Source organism: Natrinema sp. DC36 (genome assembly GCF_020405225.1).
Lineage (GTDB): Archaea > Halobacteriota > Halobacteria > Halobacteriales > Natrialbaceae > Natrinema.
Genome location: NZ_CP084472.1, coordinates 2,273,218 through 2,292,496 on the forward strand (window position 1 = coordinate 2,273,218; position 19,279 = coordinate 2,292,496).

Annotated in this window: 22 protein-coding genes and 1 pseudogene; 20 read left to right on the forward strand and 3 right to left on the reverse strand. The window is 65.5% G+C overall.

Annotated features, from left to right (window positions below):
- The first annotated feature begins 364 nt into the window (after nt 1–364).
- The 5 genes from LDH74_RS11815 to LDH74_RS11835 all read left to right on the forward strand — a co-directional run bounded on the left by LDH74_RS11815 (nt 365) and on the right by LDH74_RS11835 (nt 3,205).
- Entirely contained in the window at nt 365–856 is a 492-nt protein-coding gene (locus LDH74_RS11815; RefSeq protein WP_226038930.1) for a hypothetical protein, read from the forward strand.
- A 145-nt stretch (nt 857–1,001) separates the two neighbouring features.
- A complete protein-coding gene (locus tag LDH74_RS11820) occupies nt 1,002–1,238 on the forward strand; it encodes a hypothetical protein (protein WP_226038931.1) in 237 nt (78 codons plus the stop codon).
- Between the two features lie 123 nt (nt 1,239–1,361).
- Nucleotides 1,362–2,105 carry a fumarylacetoacetate hydrolase family protein gene (locus LDH74_RS11825; protein ID WP_226038932.1) on the forward strand — a complete coding sequence of 248 codons (744 nt, stop codon included), beginning with the start codon at nt 1,362–1,364 and terminating at the stop codon, nt 2,103–2,105.
- A 160-nt stretch (nt 2,106–2,265) separates the two neighbouring features.
- A complete protein-coding gene (locus tag LDH74_RS11830) occupies nt 2,266–2,778 on the forward strand; it encodes a YkgJ family cysteine cluster protein (protein WP_226038933.1) in 513 nt (170 codons plus the stop codon).
- 142 nt (nt 2,779–2,920) lie between these two features.
- The gene (locus tag LDH74_RS11835) at nt 2,921–3,205 is read left to right on the forward strand and encodes a translation initiation factor eIF-1A (RefSeq protein ID WP_083902798.1); all 285 of its coding nucleotides are present in this window, start codon (nt 2,921–2,923) and stop codon (nt 3,203–3,205) included.
- Between the two features lie 212 nt (nt 3,206–3,417).
- Here the strand turns inward: LDH74_RS11835 and LDH74_RS11840 are convergent, their stop codons facing one another.
- Nucleotides 3,418–3,609 (reverse strand): hypothetical protein, encoded by a 192-nt coding sequence (locus LDH74_RS11840; RefSeq protein ID WP_226038934.1) that lies wholly within the window; start codon nt 3,607–3,609, stop codon nt 3,418–3,420.
- A 185-nt stretch (nt 3,610–3,794) separates the two neighbouring features.
- Here LDH74_RS11840 and LDH74_RS11845 point away from each other — a divergent pair, with 185 nt between their 5' ends.
- The 5 genes from LDH74_RS11845 to LDH74_RS11865 all read left to right on the forward strand — a co-directional run bounded on the left by LDH74_RS11845 (nt 3,795) and on the right by LDH74_RS11865 (nt 8,665).
- Nucleotides 3,795–4,871 carry a sulfite exporter TauE/SafE family protein gene (locus LDH74_RS11845; RefSeq protein WP_226038935.1) on the forward strand — a complete coding sequence of 359 codons (1,077 nt, stop codon included), beginning with the start codon at nt 3,795–3,797 and terminating at the stop codon, nt 4,869–4,871.
- Between the two features lie 154 nt (nt 4,872–5,025).
- Nucleotides 5,026–6,507 (forward strand): phytoene desaturase family protein, encoded by a 1,482-nt coding sequence (gene crtI, locus LDH74_RS11850; protein ID WP_226038936.1) that lies wholly within the window; start codon nt 5,026–5,028, stop codon nt 6,505–6,507.
- Nucleotides 6,508–6,547: 40 nt separating this feature from the next.
- Complete coding sequence (locus LDH74_RS11855) at nt 6,548–7,420, forward strand: prenyltransferase (protein ID WP_226038937.1); 873 nt, start codon at nt 6,548–6,550, stop codon at nt 7,418–7,420.
- A 145-nt stretch (nt 7,421–7,565) separates the two neighbouring features.
- The gene (gene cruF / locus LDH74_RS11860) at nt 7,566–8,408 is read left to right on the forward strand and encodes a bisanhydrobacterioruberin hydratase (RefSeq protein ID WP_226042525.1); all 843 of its coding nucleotides are present in this window, start codon (nt 7,566–7,568) and stop codon (nt 8,406–8,408) included.
- A 95-nt stretch (nt 8,409–8,503) separates the two neighbouring features.
- Nucleotides 8,504–8,665: a hypothetical protein gene (locus tag LDH74_RS11865; RefSeq protein ID WP_226038938.1), complete on the forward strand. Its 162-nt coding sequence runs from the start codon at nt 8,504–8,506 to the stop codon at nt 8,663–8,665.
- Nucleotides 8,666–8,757: 92 nt separating this feature from the next.
- On the opposite strand, the gene LDH74_RS11870 is transcribed toward LDH74_RS11865, so the two are convergent.
- A complete protein-coding gene (locus LDH74_RS11870) occupies nt 8,758–9,708 on the reverse strand; it encodes a phytoene/squalene synthase family protein (RefSeq protein WP_226038939.1) in 951 nt (316 codons plus the stop codon).
- A gap of 783 nt (nt 9,709–10,491) precedes the next feature.
- Here LDH74_RS11870 and LDH74_RS11875 point away from each other — a divergent pair.
- The 9 genes from LDH74_RS11875 (at nt 10,492) to LDH74_RS11915 (ending at nt 18,240) form a co-directional block, all read left to right on the forward strand.
- Nucleotides 10,492–10,653 (forward strand): hypothetical protein, encoded by a 162-nt coding sequence (locus tag LDH74_RS11875; protein WP_226038940.1) that lies wholly within the window; start codon nt 10,492–10,494, stop codon nt 10,651–10,653.
- Between the two features lie 103 nt (nt 10,654–10,756).
- A complete protein-coding gene (gene msrB / locus LDH74_RS11880; protein ID WP_226038941.1) occupies nt 10,757–11,158 on the forward strand; it encodes a peptide-methionine (R)-S-oxide reductase MsrB in 402 nt (133 codons plus the stop codon).
- A gap of 114 nt (nt 11,159–11,272) precedes the next feature.
- Nucleotides 11,273–11,479: a DUF2196 domain-containing protein gene (locus LDH74_RS11885; RefSeq protein ID WP_226038942.1), complete on the forward strand. Its 207-nt coding sequence runs from the start codon at nt 11,273–11,275 to the stop codon at nt 11,477–11,479.
- A 147-nt stretch (nt 11,480–11,626) separates the two neighbouring features.
- On the forward strand, nt 11,627–11,800 hold the full coding sequence (locus LDH74_RS11890) for a hypothetical protein (RefSeq protein WP_226038943.1): 174 nt from the start codon (nt 11,627–11,629) through the stop codon (nt 11,798–11,800).
- A 190-nt stretch (nt 11,801–11,990) separates the two neighbouring features.
- Nucleotides 11,991–15,044 (forward strand): GAF domain-containing protein, encoded by a 3,054-nt coding sequence (locus LDH74_RS11895; RefSeq protein WP_226038944.1) that lies wholly within the window; start codon nt 11,991–11,993, stop codon nt 15,042–15,044.
- Nucleotides 15,045–15,155: 111 nt separating this feature from the next.
- Nucleotides 15,156–15,302: a rubrerythrin-like domain-containing protein gene (locus LDH74_RS11900; protein WP_226038945.1), complete on the forward strand. Its 147-nt coding sequence runs from the start codon at nt 15,156–15,158 to the stop codon at nt 15,300–15,302.
- 2 nt (nt 15,303–15,304) lie between these two features.
- Nucleotides 15,305–16,630, forward strand: coding sequence for a glutamate dehydrogenase GdhB (gene gdhB / locus LDH74_RS11905; RefSeq protein ID WP_226038946.1), 1,326 nt, complete (start codon nt 15,305–15,307; stop codon nt 16,628–16,630).
- 451 nt (nt 16,631–17,081) lie between these two features.
- Nucleotides 17,082–17,738 (forward strand): class I SAM-dependent methyltransferase, encoded by a 657-nt coding sequence (locus tag LDH74_RS11910; protein WP_226038947.1) that lies wholly within the window; start codon nt 17,082–17,084, stop codon nt 17,736–17,738.
- Nucleotides 17,739–17,808: 70 nt separating this feature from the next.
- Entirely contained in the window at nt 17,809–18,240 is a 432-nt protein-coding gene (locus LDH74_RS11915) for a universal stress protein (protein WP_226038948.1), read from the forward strand.
- 20 nt (nt 18,241–18,260) lie between these two features.
- Here LDH74_RS11915 and LDH74_RS11920 read toward each other — a convergent pair.
- Nucleotides 18,261–18,402, reverse strand: a pseudogene (locus LDH74_RS11920) (NAD(P)H-hydrate dehydratase); the annotation flags it as partial.
- Between the two features lie 135 nt (nt 18,403–18,537).
- On the opposite strand from LDH74_RS11920, the gene LDH74_RS11925 reads away from it, so the two are divergent.
- Nucleotides 18,538–19,167: a phosphoribosyltransferase family protein gene (locus LDH74_RS11925; RefSeq protein WP_226038949.1), complete on the forward strand. Its 630-nt coding sequence runs from the start codon at nt 18,538–18,540 to the stop codon at nt 19,165–19,167.
- Nucleotides 19,168–19,279: the final 112 nt, after the last annotated feature.

Consider the following 19,279-nt stretch of genomic DNA (forward strand, 5'->3'; position numbering starts at 1 on the left):
AGGCTCGAATCGACTCACCCGACGGCTTCCATCGAACGGGTTCTACGAGTTACCACGGATGCTCGAGATCCAGTGATCGAGAGGGGAAACCACGTTTCACTCCAGATCAACCAACCGACGTGCGGTGGCGCGCGCTGGGCCGCGGTGAACCACCGGTGAACCGCGGTCCAAAGCCGTGCGAGGGATGAGTGAGCGCCGTCGGGCGCGAACGAATCGGCTGGGGAGGGCGTGGCGATTCCCTGTTGCCACGATAGCAGGACCCCTCGTTTCCCACAATTTCATCAGTAACCCACTACACTCTTCACGGACATCGCACACGTTCGAATCCCGGCAGTTAACCGGCCGCGCGTGCTATCCGCTGTCAATGGTTGAGGACGGCGATCCGTCAGTCGAAGCCGACGACCCGTCGGCGATCCGCTCGGTCGCGGTCTCGCCGGACGACGCCGTCGACGCCTACGCCTACAGCCGGGAGAATCCGGGCGAGGCCGTCCTTCGCGTAACGCCGCCGTTTCACGGCCGAATGCGGGCCCGCATCCACGTCTACCGCGTCGACGACACCGAACTGACCGGCGCGGTTCATCTCTCGCCCGCCGAGATCATCGAAGACGATGTCGTCGCCGAGTATCCCGACCTCGAGTCGGCGCGCGACGACCCGGAGGAGGATCCCACCGACTCGGAGAAGGAGCCCACCGACCCGGACGAGGCCACTGATTCGAAGGAGACCGACCGGCTTCGCGAGCGCCACGCCGAGGCCGTCGAGGCGTGGCAGGAGCGGGCCCGCGAGGCAATCGTCCGGACGGTCACGCTCGAGACCGACGACGGCTCACACCGCGTCGAACTCAAGACGCTCGGATAGCGAGCGCTCGACCGGCAGGTCAGCGGTGACTGCTGCTGCTGTGACCCCCATCACAGTCCCGTTTCACCGACCGGGACTCCGTCCCGTACTTTCACTTTCACTCCGGACGGATCGGTTTGACGTACTATCACTCCAACTGAAACGTATGTCACTGATCATTGAAGGAGCCGACGAACAGATCGATTCCGACGAGGGGAGCGAACGGCGCGACCGACGCTCGACCGTCGACCACGCGAACCGAGCGACTCAACAGCACCAACGGATCGACGTCACCGACCTGCACGCCGCGGGAATCGACGAGTACGTCCGCACGAACGTCGAGACCGACGATGTCTCCCTCGAGCACCGTGGGAGCCGAACGTACCTGCGACTCGAGGAGTGAGCGACCGGCGCTCGAGACGACGACGACGGTCGACGGGCAGTATCGACCTCGAGCGATCCGTCGGACTCGGCCCTTTCAGGTCGAACCGGTAGCACTAATCTCTCGGGCCCGAGAGCGCCGGGCATGAAATACGCGCGGATCGCGACCGACGACGGACCGGTTGCCGGACGGTACGAGGACGGCGTCGTTCACACCGACGACGGCGTCTACGAGGTCGACACGGAAGCGGCCTTCCTGCCGCCCTGCGAGCCCTCGGCGCTGTACTGCGTCGGCCGCAACTACGCGGCGACCCTCGATCAGATGGCGTACGAGCGGCCCGACGAACCCGCGTTCTTCATCAAGCCGCCCGCGTCGCTCGTCGGCCACGAGGATCCGATTCCCTCCCCCGGTTTCAGCGACGAAGTGACCTACGCCGGCGAGCTCGCGGCCGTCATCGACGAACCCTGTCGGAACCTCTCGGAGGACGAGGTCCCCGAGGTCGTCCGCGGCTACACGATCCTGAACGATATGGACGCGCTCGACCAGGAGGACCTATCGGCCCGGAAAGCGTTCGACGCCTCCGGTCCGCTCGGCCCGTGGATCGAAACCGCCGTCGACCCGACCGACATCGACATGCACACCGACGTGGCCGGGGAGCGGCGACAGGAAGCCAACACGGAACAGATGCTGTTCGATCCGTACGAGATCATCGCCTTTCTCTCGCGGCGGTTCACCTTCCGTCCCGGTGACGTAATTTCGTTCGGCAGCCCCGCGAATCCCGGCCTCGTCGAACCCGGCGACACCGTCGAGATCACCTACGACGGCGTCGGCACGCTCCGGAACACGGTCGTGGACTCGAGCGAGCGGGAAACGCTCCCGCTCGAGTAGGCGACGATTCGCGCATCGAACCGAATGTGGACGTGCGACGACACCCCGACCGAACGGCTATCGGGTGGAAGTTTTAGCGTCATCGCGGTGAATTCCGGTTCTCACTCTCAGAAGGCGATCGGTAGAAAGGCACTTCACGGCGAGCACCTACCACCGACACGTGAGCGCTGACGCTACGCGACGCGTCGAGGTGTATCCCGACCGCGAGGTCGTCGTCGAGTTCGATCCCGACCTCACCTTCGAGTGCGTCGACGACTGCACGTGGTGTTGCCACCACGGCGTGCTCCTCTACGATCGAGACCTCCTCGAGCTCGCCCAGCGGGCGAACCTCGCCGAGACCACGACGGAGTTTCGCGGCGAGAAGTTCGTCACGCGCGAGGCGAAAGACCGCGACGACCACGTCGCCGAGGACGGCCACGCCTGCGCCTTTTTGCGGGAGGACGGCCTCTGCTCGCTGCACCTCGAGGAGGACTGGAAACCCACCCGATGTTCGGTCTTTCCGCTCGGGGTCTGGCTCGAGGGCGGCGACCTCCACGTCGACATTCGGGAATCGGCCCACGAGCACTGCGAGGGGCTAAACGTCAGCGAGCGGCACGTTATCGACAACCTCGAGGCCTTTCTCCCGGAAGTACTGTGGGACCTCGAGAATCCGGATTCGGACCGCGAGCTCTAGCCGGGGAGCCGACTGGAACCGCTCGAGCGGGTAAATTCGCCCATTCTTCTGGCTCGGGGACGGATATATTGCTATCTGTTCGCACGGGGTTCGCTATCACGGCTCTCCAAGTATTTAAAAGTCTGCCGCACGTAGTCAACCTGTGTCAGAAGACTCCGGGCGACGGAACCTCCGTATGCCCAACAGCGATGAAGTATTCGCCGTCGTAACCGAACACCTCGGTGGCAATCACGTTCGCCTCCGCTGTGAGGACGGCGAGGAGCGTCTCGGCCGCATTCCCGGGCGCATGAAATACCGTACCTGGATCGAGCAAGACGACATCGTCGTCGCCGAGCCATGGGACTGGCAGGACGAAAAGGCCACCATCGAGTGGCGCTACACTGGTCAGGACGCAGATCAACTGCGTCGCGAAGGCCACATCGATTGAACCCCGGTATCGGTTCCGCTTTCAACTAGATTTCTCCGCACCGACAGTTCGTCCGTAGCGGTTGCACTCTCGTACCGAGAACCCCGGAGTCGTGAGACGCCGACTCCTGACAGTATTCACTCCCGCCCGCGTCCGCGCTGTCCTCGAGAATACTCGAGCGTCGCCGGAAACGCGACGCTATCGGGCCGACCGGAACGCTCTGCGAGCGACCGCTACTCTCGACGGTCGGTCCGCGCGTCGACGCGCATCTCGACGTAGCGATCCGGCCAGCTCTGGCAGTGTATCCGGAGTGACTCGAGTGCAGTCGCGACGAGTCTTTCCGTCGGGGTGCGATCGGTCGCGTCGCCGCTGTCCTCTCCCGCGGCCTGCACACCCGATTCGTGGGACCCCTCTGAGTAACCCATTATGTTAGCATGTACCATGGCCGGCGTGATAACTATTGAGGACGTTTCGACCGGTCGGACGACGGGCGAGGATCACCCCGTCAGTCACCAACCATTGCGCGCCTGACCCACATGAACGGTTCACAGGGTGGCGATAGACGGGAATACTCTTATTCTTCACTTCCAAACGCAGCGCTCACGGTTCAATGACATCGTCGTCATCGTCACCCAGCATCCAGAAGACCTTTCTCAAGTATCAACACGTCCTCGTCTTCATCGCACCGCTGGCGTTCGTCCTCGGGGTGTACTTCTTCGCACCAACGTCCGGTAGCGGCGGGACTGGCTACTGGCTGGAGTACTGGTGGCTCTGTATCCCGTTCGTTATCGGTGCGACCATCGTCAACACCGTCGGGATCAGCGGCTCCGCACTGTTCGTCCCCTTCCTCATCTTCGTCTTCCCGCTGTTCGCGTACCCCCTGGAGCCCGAGACGCTGGTGAAAATCGGGCTGCTCAGCGAGTCGTTCGGCCTCTCGAGTTCGTCGCTCGCGTTCATCCAGCACGGGTTGGTCGACCGTCGGCTTGCGCTCAGCCTCGTTCTCGGGGGAATTCCGTTCGTCGTCACCGGCGCGTTCCTCTCCTTCGTCATTCCGGAACCCGTATTCCACGCGTTGTTAGCAATCGCACTCCTCGCGGCGGCGTATCTGCTGTTCAAAGCCGACCTCAGCCACGGGGAGCCGGACGCGTCGGAGGACTCGACGATGGCGGCGGACGGCGGCATGCCGAACGACGCGGCCAAACCCGGCGTCGCCGGCGTCCGGACCGCCGAAAACGGTACCGTCACCCGCGCCGACCGCGACGGCAACGGCTACGAGTACTCGCGGAGTGGTTACCTCGAGCGATTCGCCAACTACAGCGTCGGCGGCGTCTTCCAGGGACTCGCGGGCTTTGGCATCGGCGAGCTGGGAATTATCTCGATGCTCCGGACGAACGTCCCCGTTCGAATCGCCATCGGTACGAACCACATCGTCGTCGCCTCGACGGCCATCCTCGCCTCCGTCGTCCACGTCTTCGGCGGCGGACTGGTCCCCGGTGGCCACACGATGAACCTGGCGTCGACGCCGTGGAACATGGTCATCTGGACCTGTCCGGCCGCCGCGACCGGCGGCCAAATCGCCCCCTACGTTTCGGCCGCGCTGGATACGGGGACGATCAAGAAAGGTGTCGGCGCTCTGTTCGCGATTATCGCCACGGCACTGTTCCTGATGGCGTTCGGCGGCTTCTAGGCCGCTCGAGTCGTAATTCGGTCAGCCGACGTTCTACGAGTGAGACGGCGACGTGTTTTCACCGTAACCCGGGATTCCGCCTCGATCGAACCGTCCCGATTCCCTACATAGGTATGATATACGTTTAACATCGGTCCCATACTCACGTCCGGATATGGAATCGCTGGCCGGTGAGTCGGTCGTCGTGATCGGGGGCGGTATCGGTGGGCTCTCGACGGCCTGTTACCTCGCCGACGCGGGTGCCGACGTCCGCGTCGTCGAGAAGAACGAGCAGTTGGGAGGTCGTGCGAGCCGCCTCGAGAAGGACGGCTTCCGGTTCGACATGGGGCCCTCGTGGTACCTGATGCCCGACGTTTTCGAGCGCTTTTTCGCGGAATTCGATCGCACGCCGAGTGACTACTACGAGCTTTCGCATCTCGACCCCCACTACCGAATCTTCTTCAAGGATGGCGATCGGGTGGACGTCACTCCGGACCTCGAGCGAACGAAGGCCGTCTTCGAGGAGTACGAGTCGGGCGCGGGCGAGGCCCTGGAGCGCTACCTCGAGAAGTCGCGGGAGAACTACGAGGTCGGGATGGAGCACTTCGTCTACGAGGACCGGACGCGGCTGCGGGACTACATCGATCCCGACGTGGCTCGGCAGGCCCGCGGCCTCTCGCTGCTGGGGTCGATGCAGGGCCACGTCGAGCGCTACTTCGATCACCCGAAGCTCCAGCAGATCATGCAGTACACGCTGGTGTTTCTGGGTGGTTCGCCGACGAACACGCCGGCGCTGTACAACCTGATGAGCCACGTCGATTTCAACCTCGGCGTCTGGTACCCCGACGGCGGGATCGGCACGGTCATCGACGGCGTCGCGGAACTGGGAGCCGAACTCGGCGTCGAGTACGACACCGACCGGCCGGCGACGGAGATCAAGGGCCGCACGGGCGGGTTCGAGGTCGAGACACGAACGGGGCCGGTACAGGCGGATCTGGTCGTGAGCAACGCCGACTACGCCCACACCGAACAGGAGTTGCTCACGCCCGAGCGCCGCGGCTACGACGCGGACTACTGGGACGAACGGACGTACGCCCCGTCCGCGTTCCTGCTCTATCTCGGCGTCGAGGGCGACGTCGACGAACTCGCCCATCACACGCTCGTGCTCCCGACCGACTGGGATGACCACTTCGCGCAGATATTCGACGATCCGCAGTGGCCCGACGACCCCGCGTACTACTGCTGCGTTCCGTCCGAGACCGACGACGACGTCGCGCCCGAGGGCCACAGCGCCCTGTTCGTCCTCGTCCCGATCGCCCCCGGCCTCGAGGACACGCCCGAAATCCGGGATCGGTATCGCGACATGATCCTCGCCGACATCGCTTCGAACACGGGAACCGACCTGCGCGACCGGATCGTCCTCGAGGAACGGTTCGCGATCGACGACTTCGCGAGCCGGTACAACAGCTACGAGGGGACGGCGCTGGGACTAGCCCACACGCTCCGCCAGACCTCCCTCTTTCGGCCGCCACACCGCTCCAAAGAGGTCGACGGCCTCTACTTCGTGGGCGGCGACACCACGCCCGGAATCGGCGTCCCGATGTGTCTCATCAGCGGCGAACTGACCGCCGAGAAAGTGCTCGAGGATCACGGATGACGGCGTCGACCGAGCGCGACAAACCCTCGAGACGCTACCGATGAGTCCGGAACCGACGGCCGCGGACGATCGGAACGCGAGCGACCGGTTGTCATACCTGTTGACGCTCTCGCGGCCGCGGTTCTGGCTGTATCTGGCGGGCCCGGTGCTCGTGGGGGTGGCCTACGCCGCGGACGCCGTCGGCGAGCTGTTCGCGCCCGCAGCGGTCGTGCTGTTCGCCTACTTCCTCCTGCCGGCGAACGTCTTCCTCTACGGGATCAACGACGTCTACGACCGGGAGATCGACGCGGCCAACCCGAAGAAGGAAGAGCGGGAGGCGCGCTATCGGGGACAGGGAGACGTTCCCCTCGCCGTCGGGCTCTGTGCGGCTCTTCCCGTGCTGTTCGCACCGCTGGTCGGGACGGCCGCGCTGCCGTGGCTGATCGCCTTTCTCGCTCTCGGCGCGGCCTACAGCGCCCCGCCGGCCAGGCTGAAGACGACCCCGCCGCTCGATTCGGTCTCGAACGGGCTCTACGTCACACCGGGGGTCGCCGCCTTTGCTGCCGTCGCCGGCGCGCAACCGCCCCTTCTCGCGATCGCCGGCGGCTGGCTGTGGGCGATGGGGATGCACACGTTCTCGGCAATCCCCGACATCGAGCCCGACCGCAAGACGGGAATCCGAACGACCGCGACGGTGCTCGGCGAGCGCCGCACCTACGCGTACTGCGGCGCGTGCTGGGTCGCGAGCGCGGTCGCCTTCGGCGCGCTCGACGTGCGGCTGGGCGCGCTCATGCTCGTCTATCCCGCGCTCGTCGTCGCGATTTCGACCGCGAGCGTCGCTGTCGATCGCGCGTACTGGTGGTTCCCGTCGATAAACACCGTCGTCGGCGCGCTCCTGACGATGGGCGGCCTCTGGAGGCTGCTGTATGGGTAGCGAGGACCCGAACCGCTCGCCGTCGAATTCACAGGCGAGTTCCGGACCAGAAGGGGGTTCGGGGCCGGAACGGAGTTCGGGTCCGGAGACGAGCGCCGATCCCGACTCGAGGCCGTGTCCCCCAGACGATGCCGACACCAACGGGATGACACGAGCGTCCGTCCAGCGGCGTCTCGAGGCCCTTATCCGCGAGAATCGGTTCACCATCGCGGTCGTCTTTCCGGTCGTCGGCGCGGTGACGCTCGTCGCGAGCGCCGAGGGGCTCCTCCCGCCGCTCCTGTCCTACAACCCCCTCCTAATCCTGTTCGGAACGCTCGTCATGCGCTCGCCGCTGGTCGTGGCCCTGCTCCCCGAAATCGACCGCCGGGCGCTCGCCCTCCTCGGCGTTCTGACGGCGTACACGTACGCGATCGAACTCGTCGGCGTGCGCACGGGCTGGCCGTACGGGACCTTCGAGTACGGGATTCGGCTCGGGCCGATGGTTGGCGGCGAGGTACCGCTCGCGCTGCCGCTGTTTTTCGTCCCGCTGGTGCTGAACGCCACCCTGCTCACGCTCCTGGCGCTCGGCGAACGAGCCGCGCGGGTCGTCCCGCGCATCCTCGCGGCGATCGTAGCGGTCCTCGCCATCGATCTGGTGCTCGATCCCGCGGCCGTCGCCATCGGGTTCTGGGCGTACGTCCCGCCGGGGGACTACTACGGCGTTCCGGCCTCGAACTACCGCGGCTGGCTCCTCTCGGGGACCGTCGCCGTCGTCCTCGTCGACCTCGCGTTCGATCGGGAAGCCGTGCTCGAGCGCGTCCGGACCTGCGAGTTCGCGCTGGACGATCTGGTGAGCTTCCTCGTGCTGTGGGGGACGATCAACGCGCTCTACGGCCAGTGGCTGGCCGTCGGCGTCGCCGGCCTGTTCTGTTTCGTCCTCCTCCGGACCGATCGCTACGACCTCGAGATGGTCCGGACCGCGCTCCCGGGGAATCGAGACCGACGGTAACCCGACTAGTGTCGGTCGCGAGCGATGCGGGGATCGACGCCGTCAGCGGGAAATTCCGGCCGGTACCTTTTGCGCCCGGGAGGAGTACAACTGCTATGGCGACGAAGGAGCCGGTCGAATGTCCGATCTGTCGCGAGCCGACCGACGCGGGCCAACAACTCGAGGATCACCTCTTCGCGGAACACTCGAAGCGCAAGCTAGCCAAGTTCATCGTGGCCGACACGGCCGTGCTGGCAAACGGCGACGCGGCCGAGTAGCGCCGCGATCGTTCGGCCGTGCGTCGGCCAGCGTCGATGACTGGCGGGTGCCGGTCGGCGGCCGAACGCGAGAGAGAATTTTGAAAGAGCACTCAGCGCGTCGGAACGGTGTCCCCGCGTTCGGAGCCGCGGTGGTCCGGTTCGCCTGACGGCACCGCCGACACGCGCTGGAACACCGCCTCGGGATCGCGGTTCCAGTGCCAGTGCCACCGCGTCTTCGCGAGACACCACAGCTTTCGAGTCGTGGACAGCGACGGCTCCCGCGAGAGCACGTCGTACCCCTGAGCTCGGATGACGGCGTGGTGTTCCGCGTAGAGGACCGCCGCCAGCAACACCGGAAGCTGACAGTCCTCGGGGAGATATCGAATGCCGACGACGCCCTCGCGGTAGAGTTCCTCCGCCCGCTGGAGTTCGGCGGCCATCGCTGCCGCGAACGAGTCGGAGAACTCGAGGCGCTCGATCTGGGCGGCGTCGACGCCGTGTTCCCGGAGCGTCTCCTGTGGAACGTAGATCCGACCGCGCTCGAGGACGTCCTCGCGGACGTCGCGCAGGAAGTTCGTCAACTGGAAGGCTTCGCCGAGTTTGATCGCGTGAGGGAGCGCGATCGCTTCGTCCTCGGGTTCCATGATCGCGGTCATCATCACGCCGACCGCCGCGGCCGACCCTCGCATGTAGAACTCGAGTTCGTCGTAAGTCTCGTAGCGCTCCGTCTCGATGTCGGTCGCCATCGCGTCGACAAAGGCATCGATCTCGTCGTCGGCGATGTCGTACTCCGCTCGGAGTTCCTGGAAGGCCTCGAGGACGGGATCGTCGGGCTCTCGCTCACCGAGGGCCTGCGCGCGAAGTTCCTCGAGCCGAGCGCGTTGCGTTTCCGGAGAGGCTCCGTCAGCGTCGTCGACGACTTCGTCGGCGATCCGGAAGAACGCATAGAGGACGTGCGTGGCGTGTCGCACGCGCTCGGGGAGGAATCGCGTCGCGAGATAGAACGTCTTCCCGGTTCGTTTCTGTATCGCCTTCCCTGCATCGATATGTTCCTGTTTCATTCTCTGACTCGTTGATCCCACCAAATTGCGATCGAATGGCGATTGGATGGCGATCTGATGTCGGTACTACGACAGTAGCATATAAAGTATCATACCCTCACTATGCTTACCGACCGCTGACCGCGGGTCAGTTGGATAGTCTATACTTCGAGGGTTCGTACCGGGAAACCATCGAGTCCCGATTCAGTCGGAAGGTGAGCCGGCTATCGGTGACGGACGATCGTCCACCCTATAGTGATGTTTGTACAACATGTTTGATAACGTTTTTGTAGTCGTTCGTGGACGGCTTCCACGGAGATCGGGCGCACTGGGATACAGCTCCCTCACACGACGAACGGAGCGCTGGAAACGGGCGGGCACGTTGGCAACGACGGTCGCTCGAGTACGGGCGCTCGGAGACGGTGGCCGAACTGACGAGGCGATCTCCGATTCGATCCACGCGAACGGACGGGTCGGTCCGACAACGAACGCCGTCGTCGGAAACTGGCCCAACCCAGTAGCGCCGTCCACGCTCACTCCCCTGTCATTCGCGGTCGTCTGCGCGGCCGACCGTCTGCCGGCGGTCGGTCGGACGACCCGTTCGCACCGACGATGGAGTCGCTACGCGAAGCGAGAGCAGTGAACCGTTCCGCCTCCAGTGGTTGCTCTCCACCGAACGATCGATAGAGTCGACATCGGTCTCGCTCGGCGGGCGTGCAATCGACGCGTATCCCGTTTCAGCGCGTGCGACAGTCACTGCTGACCGAACAAACATCTATGGGTGTAACTAGCATAGGTCGAGACATGGCCAGTAACGTAGTCACACACGAACGGTCACGATGTCGCAACTGTGGCTTCGAAGCGCCCGGCGGGGACGACGAGTGGCAGCGAATCGACGTCCCCAAACTGGGCCGAATGACGCAGTGCCCCGACTGCGAGAGTACGGACGTCATCACCAGCCGGTGACGACCGATCCTCGAGCCGGCGGGTCCAGTGCGGCGGTGATCCGTCGCGGTCCGAGGCCGAGTTCGCAGACAGACTCTTGAGTGTCTCTCCCCTAGAGTGCGCCATGAGCAACGAGGCAGACCACCGGCCGAAAACCGACGACGAGTGGCGGGAGGAACTGAGCGACGAGGAGTATCGCGTCCTCCGGGAGGCAGGCACCGAATCGCCGTTCAGCGGTGAGTACGTCGACCACAAGGACGACGGCACGTACGCCTGTGCCGGCTGCGGGGCCGAACTGTTCGACTCCGAGACGAAGTTCGAGTCGGGGTGTGGCTGGCCCAGCTTCTACGACGCCGACGACGACCGGATCGAGACCCGAACCGATACCAGCCACGGCATGCGCCGCACCGAGGTCCTGTGTGCCGACTGCGGCGGCCACCTCGGCCATATCTTCGACGACGGTCCCGAACCGACCGGCAAACGCTACTGTATCAACTCCGCCGCCCTCGAGTTCGACGAGGAGTAATCGGCGGACGCAGATCGGCCGTTGGGCCGCTTTCGACATCCTTCGCGAGACCGTGACTCGCCGCTATCGAGTGCAGGCAGTACCCTTTTTCAGATACCCGACTCACCTCCGACCATGTCCAGCGAACGGCCGACCGCCGAGGAACTTCGACAGGGGATGACCGTCGAAATCGTCCAGGACGATGCGGACCCAGAATCCGAGGACACGGAACCGATCATCGGCGAGGTCGGGACGGTCTACGGTGACGAACCCGAAGGCGCACGCGTGAAGTTGAAAAGCGGCGTTGTCGGTCACGTTCAGTCGGTCGCCCCCGACGAGTAACGCCCCGCTCGGTTCAAGTTCCGGTATTCGATCAGCGCTCCAGATTTGAATAGAATGTATTAGAAATAGGCGCAGTATATCCGAAATTCAACTATCAATCGAACACCTTTCGAAACATTCATGGCGTCTGTGAAGGGATATTCGAACATGGCACCCGAAGCGACGCCGGTCGGACGGCAGGTGGACGGGTCGAGCGATGTGATGGCGGCCATCGACGAGATCGACGGTCGATCGCATCTCGTCATCGCCGATATCGCTCGAGACGATGCCTGGCTCGCCGTGTCCGAGGACGAAGCCGTCTCCCTGGACGAGAGTCGGTAGGCCGCTTCGGCTGTAACGCTTTCGAACGGTAGATCTTTTCGAGCCACAAATCGCGCCCGGCGGTCGATTCCGTCGTCGTGAAAAGCCGCGCCTTTCGTCGTACGTCCTCGATCGGTGACCGAGTATCGGTCGGTATCGATCACCCAACGGAGCGATAGGTTCTATCTTCAGGGGCTCATAGGGGGGACGAATGGCTTCTACACGGACGCTCGACGAGGCCCGACTCCTCGTCGTAGAGCCGCCCGAACCGAGTGCCGGTGTCCTCTCGACGGCCCTCGAGGACGACGCGCTCGAGGTGGTCGCGGTGACGACCGCGAGCGCGGCGCTCGAGCGGCTCGAGACGGACCACGTCGACTGTCTCCTGACCGCACAGTCCCTTTCGGACGGGGAAACGACCGGGCTGGACCTCCTCGAGACGGTTCGGGAGCGCGACCTCGATCTTCCGGTCGTGCTCGCGCCGGCCGAGGGCGACGAGTCGCTGGCCAGCGAGGCGATCGCGGCGGGGGTCACGGCGTACGTGCCGCGCGATCGGACCGGCGACGGCTCGAGCGACGACTGCCGAGCGGCGATCGAACGGGCGCTCTCGGAGGGGCGCGAGAGACGGCGTCAACGAGAGCGCGCGCGCCAGTTCGACGCGATCTTCGAGGGGGCGGAAACGCACTCGTGGGTGCTCGAACCGGACGGAACCGTCCGACGGGCCAACGAACCCGCGCTCGAGGCGATCGGCGCGACCGCGAGCGACGTCCGCGGCCGACCGTTCGCGGCGCTTCCCTGGTGGCGGTGTACCGCGGACGGAAGGACGGTGCTCCGGGAGGCGATCGACCAGGCGAGGAGCGGAGAGATCGCACATCGGGAACTGACACAGATCCGCACCGACGGTAGCGGTGCGGCCGAGCCGGACGGGAGTACCGCCACGAGCGAGTCCGCTGATCCGAACGACGCTCACACCTTCGAGGTGACCGTCCGGCCGGTCCGCGACGCGTCCGGTGACGTCGTCTCGCTGCTCGCGCGGGCGAGCGACGTCACCGAGCGGGCCCGACTCGAGCGGGAGTTGCGAGCGTCGGAGGAACTCCACCGGGTGACGCTCAACAACATGACCGATACCGTCCTCATCACCGACGACGACGGTGAGTTTACCTACGTCTGTCCGAACGTCCACTTCATCTTCGGCTACTCCGACGACGAGATTCGCGAGATGGGGACGATCGACGAGCTGCTCGAGCCGGACCTCTTCGATCGCGACGAACTCGAGTCGGCGAGCGTGTTGACCAACATCGAGTGTACGGCGACCGACCGCGCGGGCCGCGAACACACCTTGCTGGTCAACGTCCGCGAGGTCTCGATTCAGGGCGGGACGACCCTCTACAGCTGCCGAGACATCACGAAGCGAAAGCGCCGCGAGGAGGCGCTGACGGCGCTCCATCGGACCGCTCGCGAACTCCTGTACGCCGAAACGGACCGCGAGATCGCCGACATCGTCGTCGACGACGCGACGGACGTGCTCGACCTCGAGGCGAGCGCCGCGTACCTGTTCGATACGGACGAGAACGTGTTACGACCGGCCGCGTCCTCGTCGGGCATGGAGCGGTTACACGGGCCGATCCACGACCACCGGGCGACGGACGACAGCATCCCGGGTCGCGTCTTCATCGACGGTGAGAGTCGGTTCTTCGCGGACGTTCACGACGCCGCGTCGCTCTCGAATCCGGAGACCGACCTGCGAAGCGCCGCGTACGTCCCGCTCGGCGACCACGGCGTCTTCACCGTGGGGTCGACGGCGTCGGATGCGTTCGACGACGTCTCCAGTGAGGTGACCGACCTGCTGGCGGCGACCGCGGAAGCGGCGCTCGACCGGGTCGAACGGGAGCGAACGCTGCGCGAGCGAGATCGCGAACTCAAGCGCCGAAATCGGCAGCTCACCCGCCTCAACCGGATCAACGAGATCATCAGGGAACTCGATCAGGCGCTGGTCGAGGCGGAGACCCGCGCCGAGATCGAACGGGCGGTCTGCGATCGACTCACGGCCGCCGACCGGTTCTCGTTCGCCTGGATCGGTCAGCTCGACGCCGACGGCGATCGCCTCGAGCCGCGTGCTCACGGTGGCGCACGCAACGGCCGCGAGTATCTCGACGCCGTCTCGCTCTCGCTCGCGGACGCGAACGAACCCGCGGTCGGGACGGCGGCCGATCGCGAGGCGACCGTCGTCTCGAACGTCGCCGACGGGCTCCGCGACGAACCGTGGCGCTCCGAAGCGCTCGCCCGCGAGTATCAGTCGGCCGCGAGCGTCCCGTTGTCGTACGACAAGTTCACGTACGGCGTCCTGACGGTCTACGCCGACCGCCCCGACGCGTTCGACGACATGATCCGCGCCGTGCTCGCGGAACTCGGCGAAACGATCGCGTCCGCGATCGCCGCGGTCGAACGCAAGCGCGCGCTGGTCTCGGACGAGAACACGCGACTCGAGTTCGAGGTGGCCGACGAGACGTTCGTCTTCGCACGACTCGCTCGAGTGGCCGACTGCGTGCTCTCCTCGGACGGTGGCGTTCGCCAGCACGAGCGGGGCGCGTCGGTGGTCGCGACCGTCGACGGCGCGTCGCCGGCCGCCGTCGCGACTGCGGCCGCGGAGCTGGTCGGCGTCGAGCGCGCACAGGTCATTAGCACGGACGAATACGGCAGTGGAGACGGCGGCGGCGAGCCGACTACCGATGTTGATACTAGTGACGGAGAAACCACCGAGACCGAAACCACCACCACTGAGACTATCGACGCCGACGATGGCGTCGGCGGTGGCGTCCTCTTGCATCTCTCCCGACCGGTGCTCGCGGACCGGCTCGCGGATCACGGGGCGGTGTTGCGAGGCGTCGAAGCGACCCCTTCGGTCGCCCGGGTCGTGATCGACGTCCCCCGATCAGCCGACGCGAGGGAAAGCGCCGACATCGTCTCGACGACGTTCTCGGACGTCGAGCTCCGATCGAAACGGACCGTCGAACGCACGACGCCGCGGGACCTCCGCTCGGAGCTGCACGATCGGCTTACCGAGCGCCAGCTCGAGGTCGTCACGCTCGCCTACTACGGCGGGTACTTCGAATCGCCGCGCGAGAATTCGGGCGAAGACGTCGCAGACGCCCTCGAGATTTCGCCGGCGGCGTTCTACCGGCACGTCCGGCGCGTCCAGCGGACGCTCTTCGAAGTCGTGTTCGACGAGATCGGACTGCCGGAACCTCGATCGGGAGGGGGTGAATAGTGAACCCTCCCCGCTTGTCGACGCTAGGTATCTGACGGATATACTCATCCTAATATACCTTGTATTCGGGGATACGACGAGTGTCGTGACACACCGTCAATCGTCTCTCCCATGAACCACAAAGACGCCGAATTCGACCCGCGGGCGGAATCGACCTACGAGTGCTTCGACTGCGGAACCGTCGTTCGCGCGTCCGCACCGGACGCCTGTCCCGAGTGCGGTGCCGAAATGCGCAATCGAGGGACACCGATCGAATAGGGATGGCCTCTCAGAATCGTTCTTCGCCGCCGCCCCGAGAAGCGACCGCTGAATCGACCGACGCCGAAACCGCACTCGAGACCGCGCGCCGACAGCTGGATCGCGTCGCCGCACAGCTGGATATCGACGACGCCGTCATCGAGCGCCTCTCTCACCCCACGGCGGTCCACGAGGTGACGGTCCCCCTCGAGCGCGACGACGCCTCGCTCGAGGTCTTCACCGGCTACAGGGCCCACCACGACAGCGTCCGGGGCCCCTACAAGGGCGGGCTGCGCTACCACCCCGACGTGACCCGCGACGAGTGCGTGGGGCTGTCGATGTGGATGACCTGGAAATGCGCGGTGATGAATCTCCCCTTCGGCGGCGCGAAAGGCGGCATCGTCGTCGATCCGAAATCACTGAGCGACGACGAGACGGAACGGCTCACGCGTCGCTTCGCACAGGAGATCCGCGACGTGATCGGGCCGAACACGGACATTCCGGCGCCGGACATGGGCACCGATCCGCAGACGATGGCCTGGCTGATGGACGCCTACAGCATGCAGGAGGGCGAGACCATCCCCGGCGTCGTCACCGGCAAACCGCCGGTCATCGGCGGCTCCTACGGCCGCGAGAAAGCGCCCGGCCGGAGCGTCGCCATCGTCACGCGAGAGACCTGCGAGTACTACGACTACCCGCTCGCCGAGACGACCGTCGCCGTCCAGGGCTTCGGCAGCGTCGGTGCGAACGCCGCGCGCCTGCTCGAGGACTGGGGTGCGACGATCGTCGCCGTCAGCGACGTCAACGGTGCGGTCTACGATCCCGAGGGGGTCGACGTCGACGCGATCCCCTCCCACGACGTGGAGCCGGAAGCGGTCACCAGCTTCGCGAACGAGATCGACGACAGCACTGCGGGCGTGCGCCGAATCTCGAACGGCGAACTGCTCGAACTCGACGTCGACGTCCTCGTCCCGGCCGCCGTCGGTAACGTCATCACCGCCGACAACGCCGACGACATCGCGGCCGACATCGTCGTCGAAGGCGCGAACGGCCCGACGACGTTCGCCGCCGACGCCATCCTCGAGGACCGCGGAATTCGCGTGATCCCGGACATCCTCGCGAACGCCGGCGGCGTCACGGTCAGCTACTTCGAGTGGCTTCAGGACATCAACCGTCGCTCGTGGTCACTCGAGCGGGTCAACGAGGAACTCGAGTCCGAGATGGTGACGGCCTGGACCACCCTCAAAGACGAGGTCGAACGACAGGACGTCTCCTGGCGCGACGCCGCGTACGCCGTCGCGCTCGATCGGGTCGCCGAGGCCCACGAGATGCGCGGCCTCTGGCCGTGAGTGAGCAGGTGCGTCGAACCGCGATTGATTTCCGTTCCCTTGTCACGGTACTCCAACCGGATGAGAGTGAGAAGAGGTGTCCTGTTATCGTGGCAACAGGGAATCGCCACGCCCACCCCAGCCGATTTCTGCTCACGGGCGCGCAGCGCCCGTTCGCATGGTTCGCGGAACCGAAGGTTCCGCGCTAACGCTCACGCCTGCGGCGTTCGCTCATCCCTCGCGCAGCGTCGCCGGCCACCCTCACTGGCGTTCGGCCGGCCGACAGCGCGCGCCACCGCCGTCGTTAGCTGGTCTGGACTAATACGTAGCTACTTCCCTGTTTGCCGATTGGGTCGACATCGGTATCCATCTCAAACTAAGTGCTAAGGGCTCGCGCACTGACGGGAAAACGAGTTTTAGTCAGGTCACCGTCCGTTGGACCGAGTGGCACGATGACAGACAGTACTCCACGGTGCGCCGCGCGCGATCGGACGATCTCACACCCGCGTTCGCCGCGCTGTACGATCGGTTCGTGCCGGATCGGTTCCTGCTCGGCCCCCACCGCGAGTACCTCGCGGCCGACCTCTCCGGTCGCGTTCTCGATATCGGCGCGGGCAGCGGCGTGATGATTCCGTACGTAGCCGACGCCGGCGGCGACCTCGAGTACCACGCGATCGAACCGGATCCGCACATGCGACGCCGGGCCGCCCGCGAGGCGAGGGGAACCGACCTTGCGGTTCACCTCCGCGGTGACCGCGCCGAGTCGCTGTCCTACGCCGACAACAGCTTCGACGTCGTCCTCTCGAGTCTGGTCTTCTGTACCATCGCGGACCCCGAAACGGCGCTCGAGGAGGTCGCACGCGTCCTGCGACCGGGCGGCGAACTGCGCTTCCTCGAGCACGTCCGCAACGACGGCTGGCGGGCTCGAGCGCAGGACGCCCTCACGCCGCTGTGGGAACGCGCTGCGGGCGGCTGCCAGTTGAACCGCGAGACGGTCGAGCGGTTCGTCAGATGCGACGCGTTCGACGTCCTCGAGATCGAGCGAGTCACCGTCGGGGTGTTTCCGGTGACGCCGATCGTACGCGGGCGACTTCGACGTCGGCGGGCTGCGACGGGTTCGATTCGATAGCCTGCCAGCACGTGCGAATTTCCCGGGATCGTGAAATCGTCTTACATCGGTGCAGGTGGTACTCTCCCGCATGGTCCGGAAAACGCTGGTCGCGACCGACGATTCCCCGCAAGCCGAGGCGGCGCTCGAGTACGCGCTCGAGGAGTTCCCGGAGTCCGCGATCACGGCGATACACGTCGTTCGACTGCCGGAGGGGTACTGGGCGTCGTTCGCGACCTCCGAGGCGGCGCTCCCGGGATACGAGAACGCGCGAGAACGCGGCGAAGAGGTCGTAGAGACGGCCGTGCAATCGGCCGCTGACACCGACCGCGAGATCGAGACGGCCGTCGAGAAGGGGAAGCCGGCGCGGGAAATCGTCGACTACGCGGTCGAAAACGGATTCGAGCAAATCGTCGTCGGCAGTCACGGACGACACGGGGTCGATCGCGTCATGCTCGGAAGCGTCTCCGAGGCGGTGGTCCGCCGCGCACCGATGACGGTGATCGTCGTCCGCGAACAGTAGCCGGTCCGAAAGCGGATACCGGAGCCGGTCCGCAGCGCTGCGCGCCCGACGAGCGCGGTCTGGCTCGGGTACGCGACGCTCGCACCGACGATCGCGACGCGACTGCTGTCCTTGTTCCGTCTCGTCGCTGACGTTCGAGAGCGGTTGCTGGAGGCGTCTCAGACGACCTCCCCCGAACGCCACCGTGTCGACGTTCGGCAGGCGTGTTCCGGTTCGATCTCCATCATTCCAGATCACTGTCCCGGCGCGTGCGGCGCAAACGCGTAGTACGTCGATACCGTACTGCCCGACAGGATCATGTTCGACGACAGAACCGACGCCGGCGAACGCCTCGCAGCGGCACTCGAGCGCCGCGACCTCGCGGTCGACGTCGTCCTCGGAATTCCCCGCGGTGCCCTGCCCGTCGCGCGACCGGTCGCCGACGCGCTCGAGGCCGACCTCGACGTCGTCGTCGCGCGCAAGATGGGCGCACCGCAGAACCCCGAAGTAGCGCTGGGCGCGGTCGCCAGCGACGGCAGCGTCTGGGAGAACGACGATCTGATCGATCGACTCAACGTTTCCGAAGGGTACCTCGAGGAGATCCGGGCCGAGGAAGCCGAAAACGCACGCGAAAAGGCCGACCGCTACCGCGAAACGGCGGGCTTACCAGACCTACGGGGAAAGCGAGTCCTGATCGTCGACGACGGCGTCGCGACCGGCGCGACCGCGACCGCCTGTCTCCGGCAAGTGCAGGAGACCGATGCGGACTGGATCACACTGGCCGTGCCCGTCGCCTCCCCGCGAGCCGTCAACGACCTCGAGCGGGAGGCCGACGAGGTGATCGCACTGGAGACGCCGGCGGACTTCCGCGCCGTCGGGCAGTACTACCGAACTTTTGATCAGGTGAGCGACGAGGAGGCGCTCGAGTACCTCGCTCGAGAATCGTGAAATGGGCTGCCGATCGATACCGAAAAGCTATGGATCGCTTCGACTGACTAACCGACGTTCGGGGCGTCTTCCTTCACCTACGTAGTCGATTTTCTCGGCTCCCGCGTCCGGC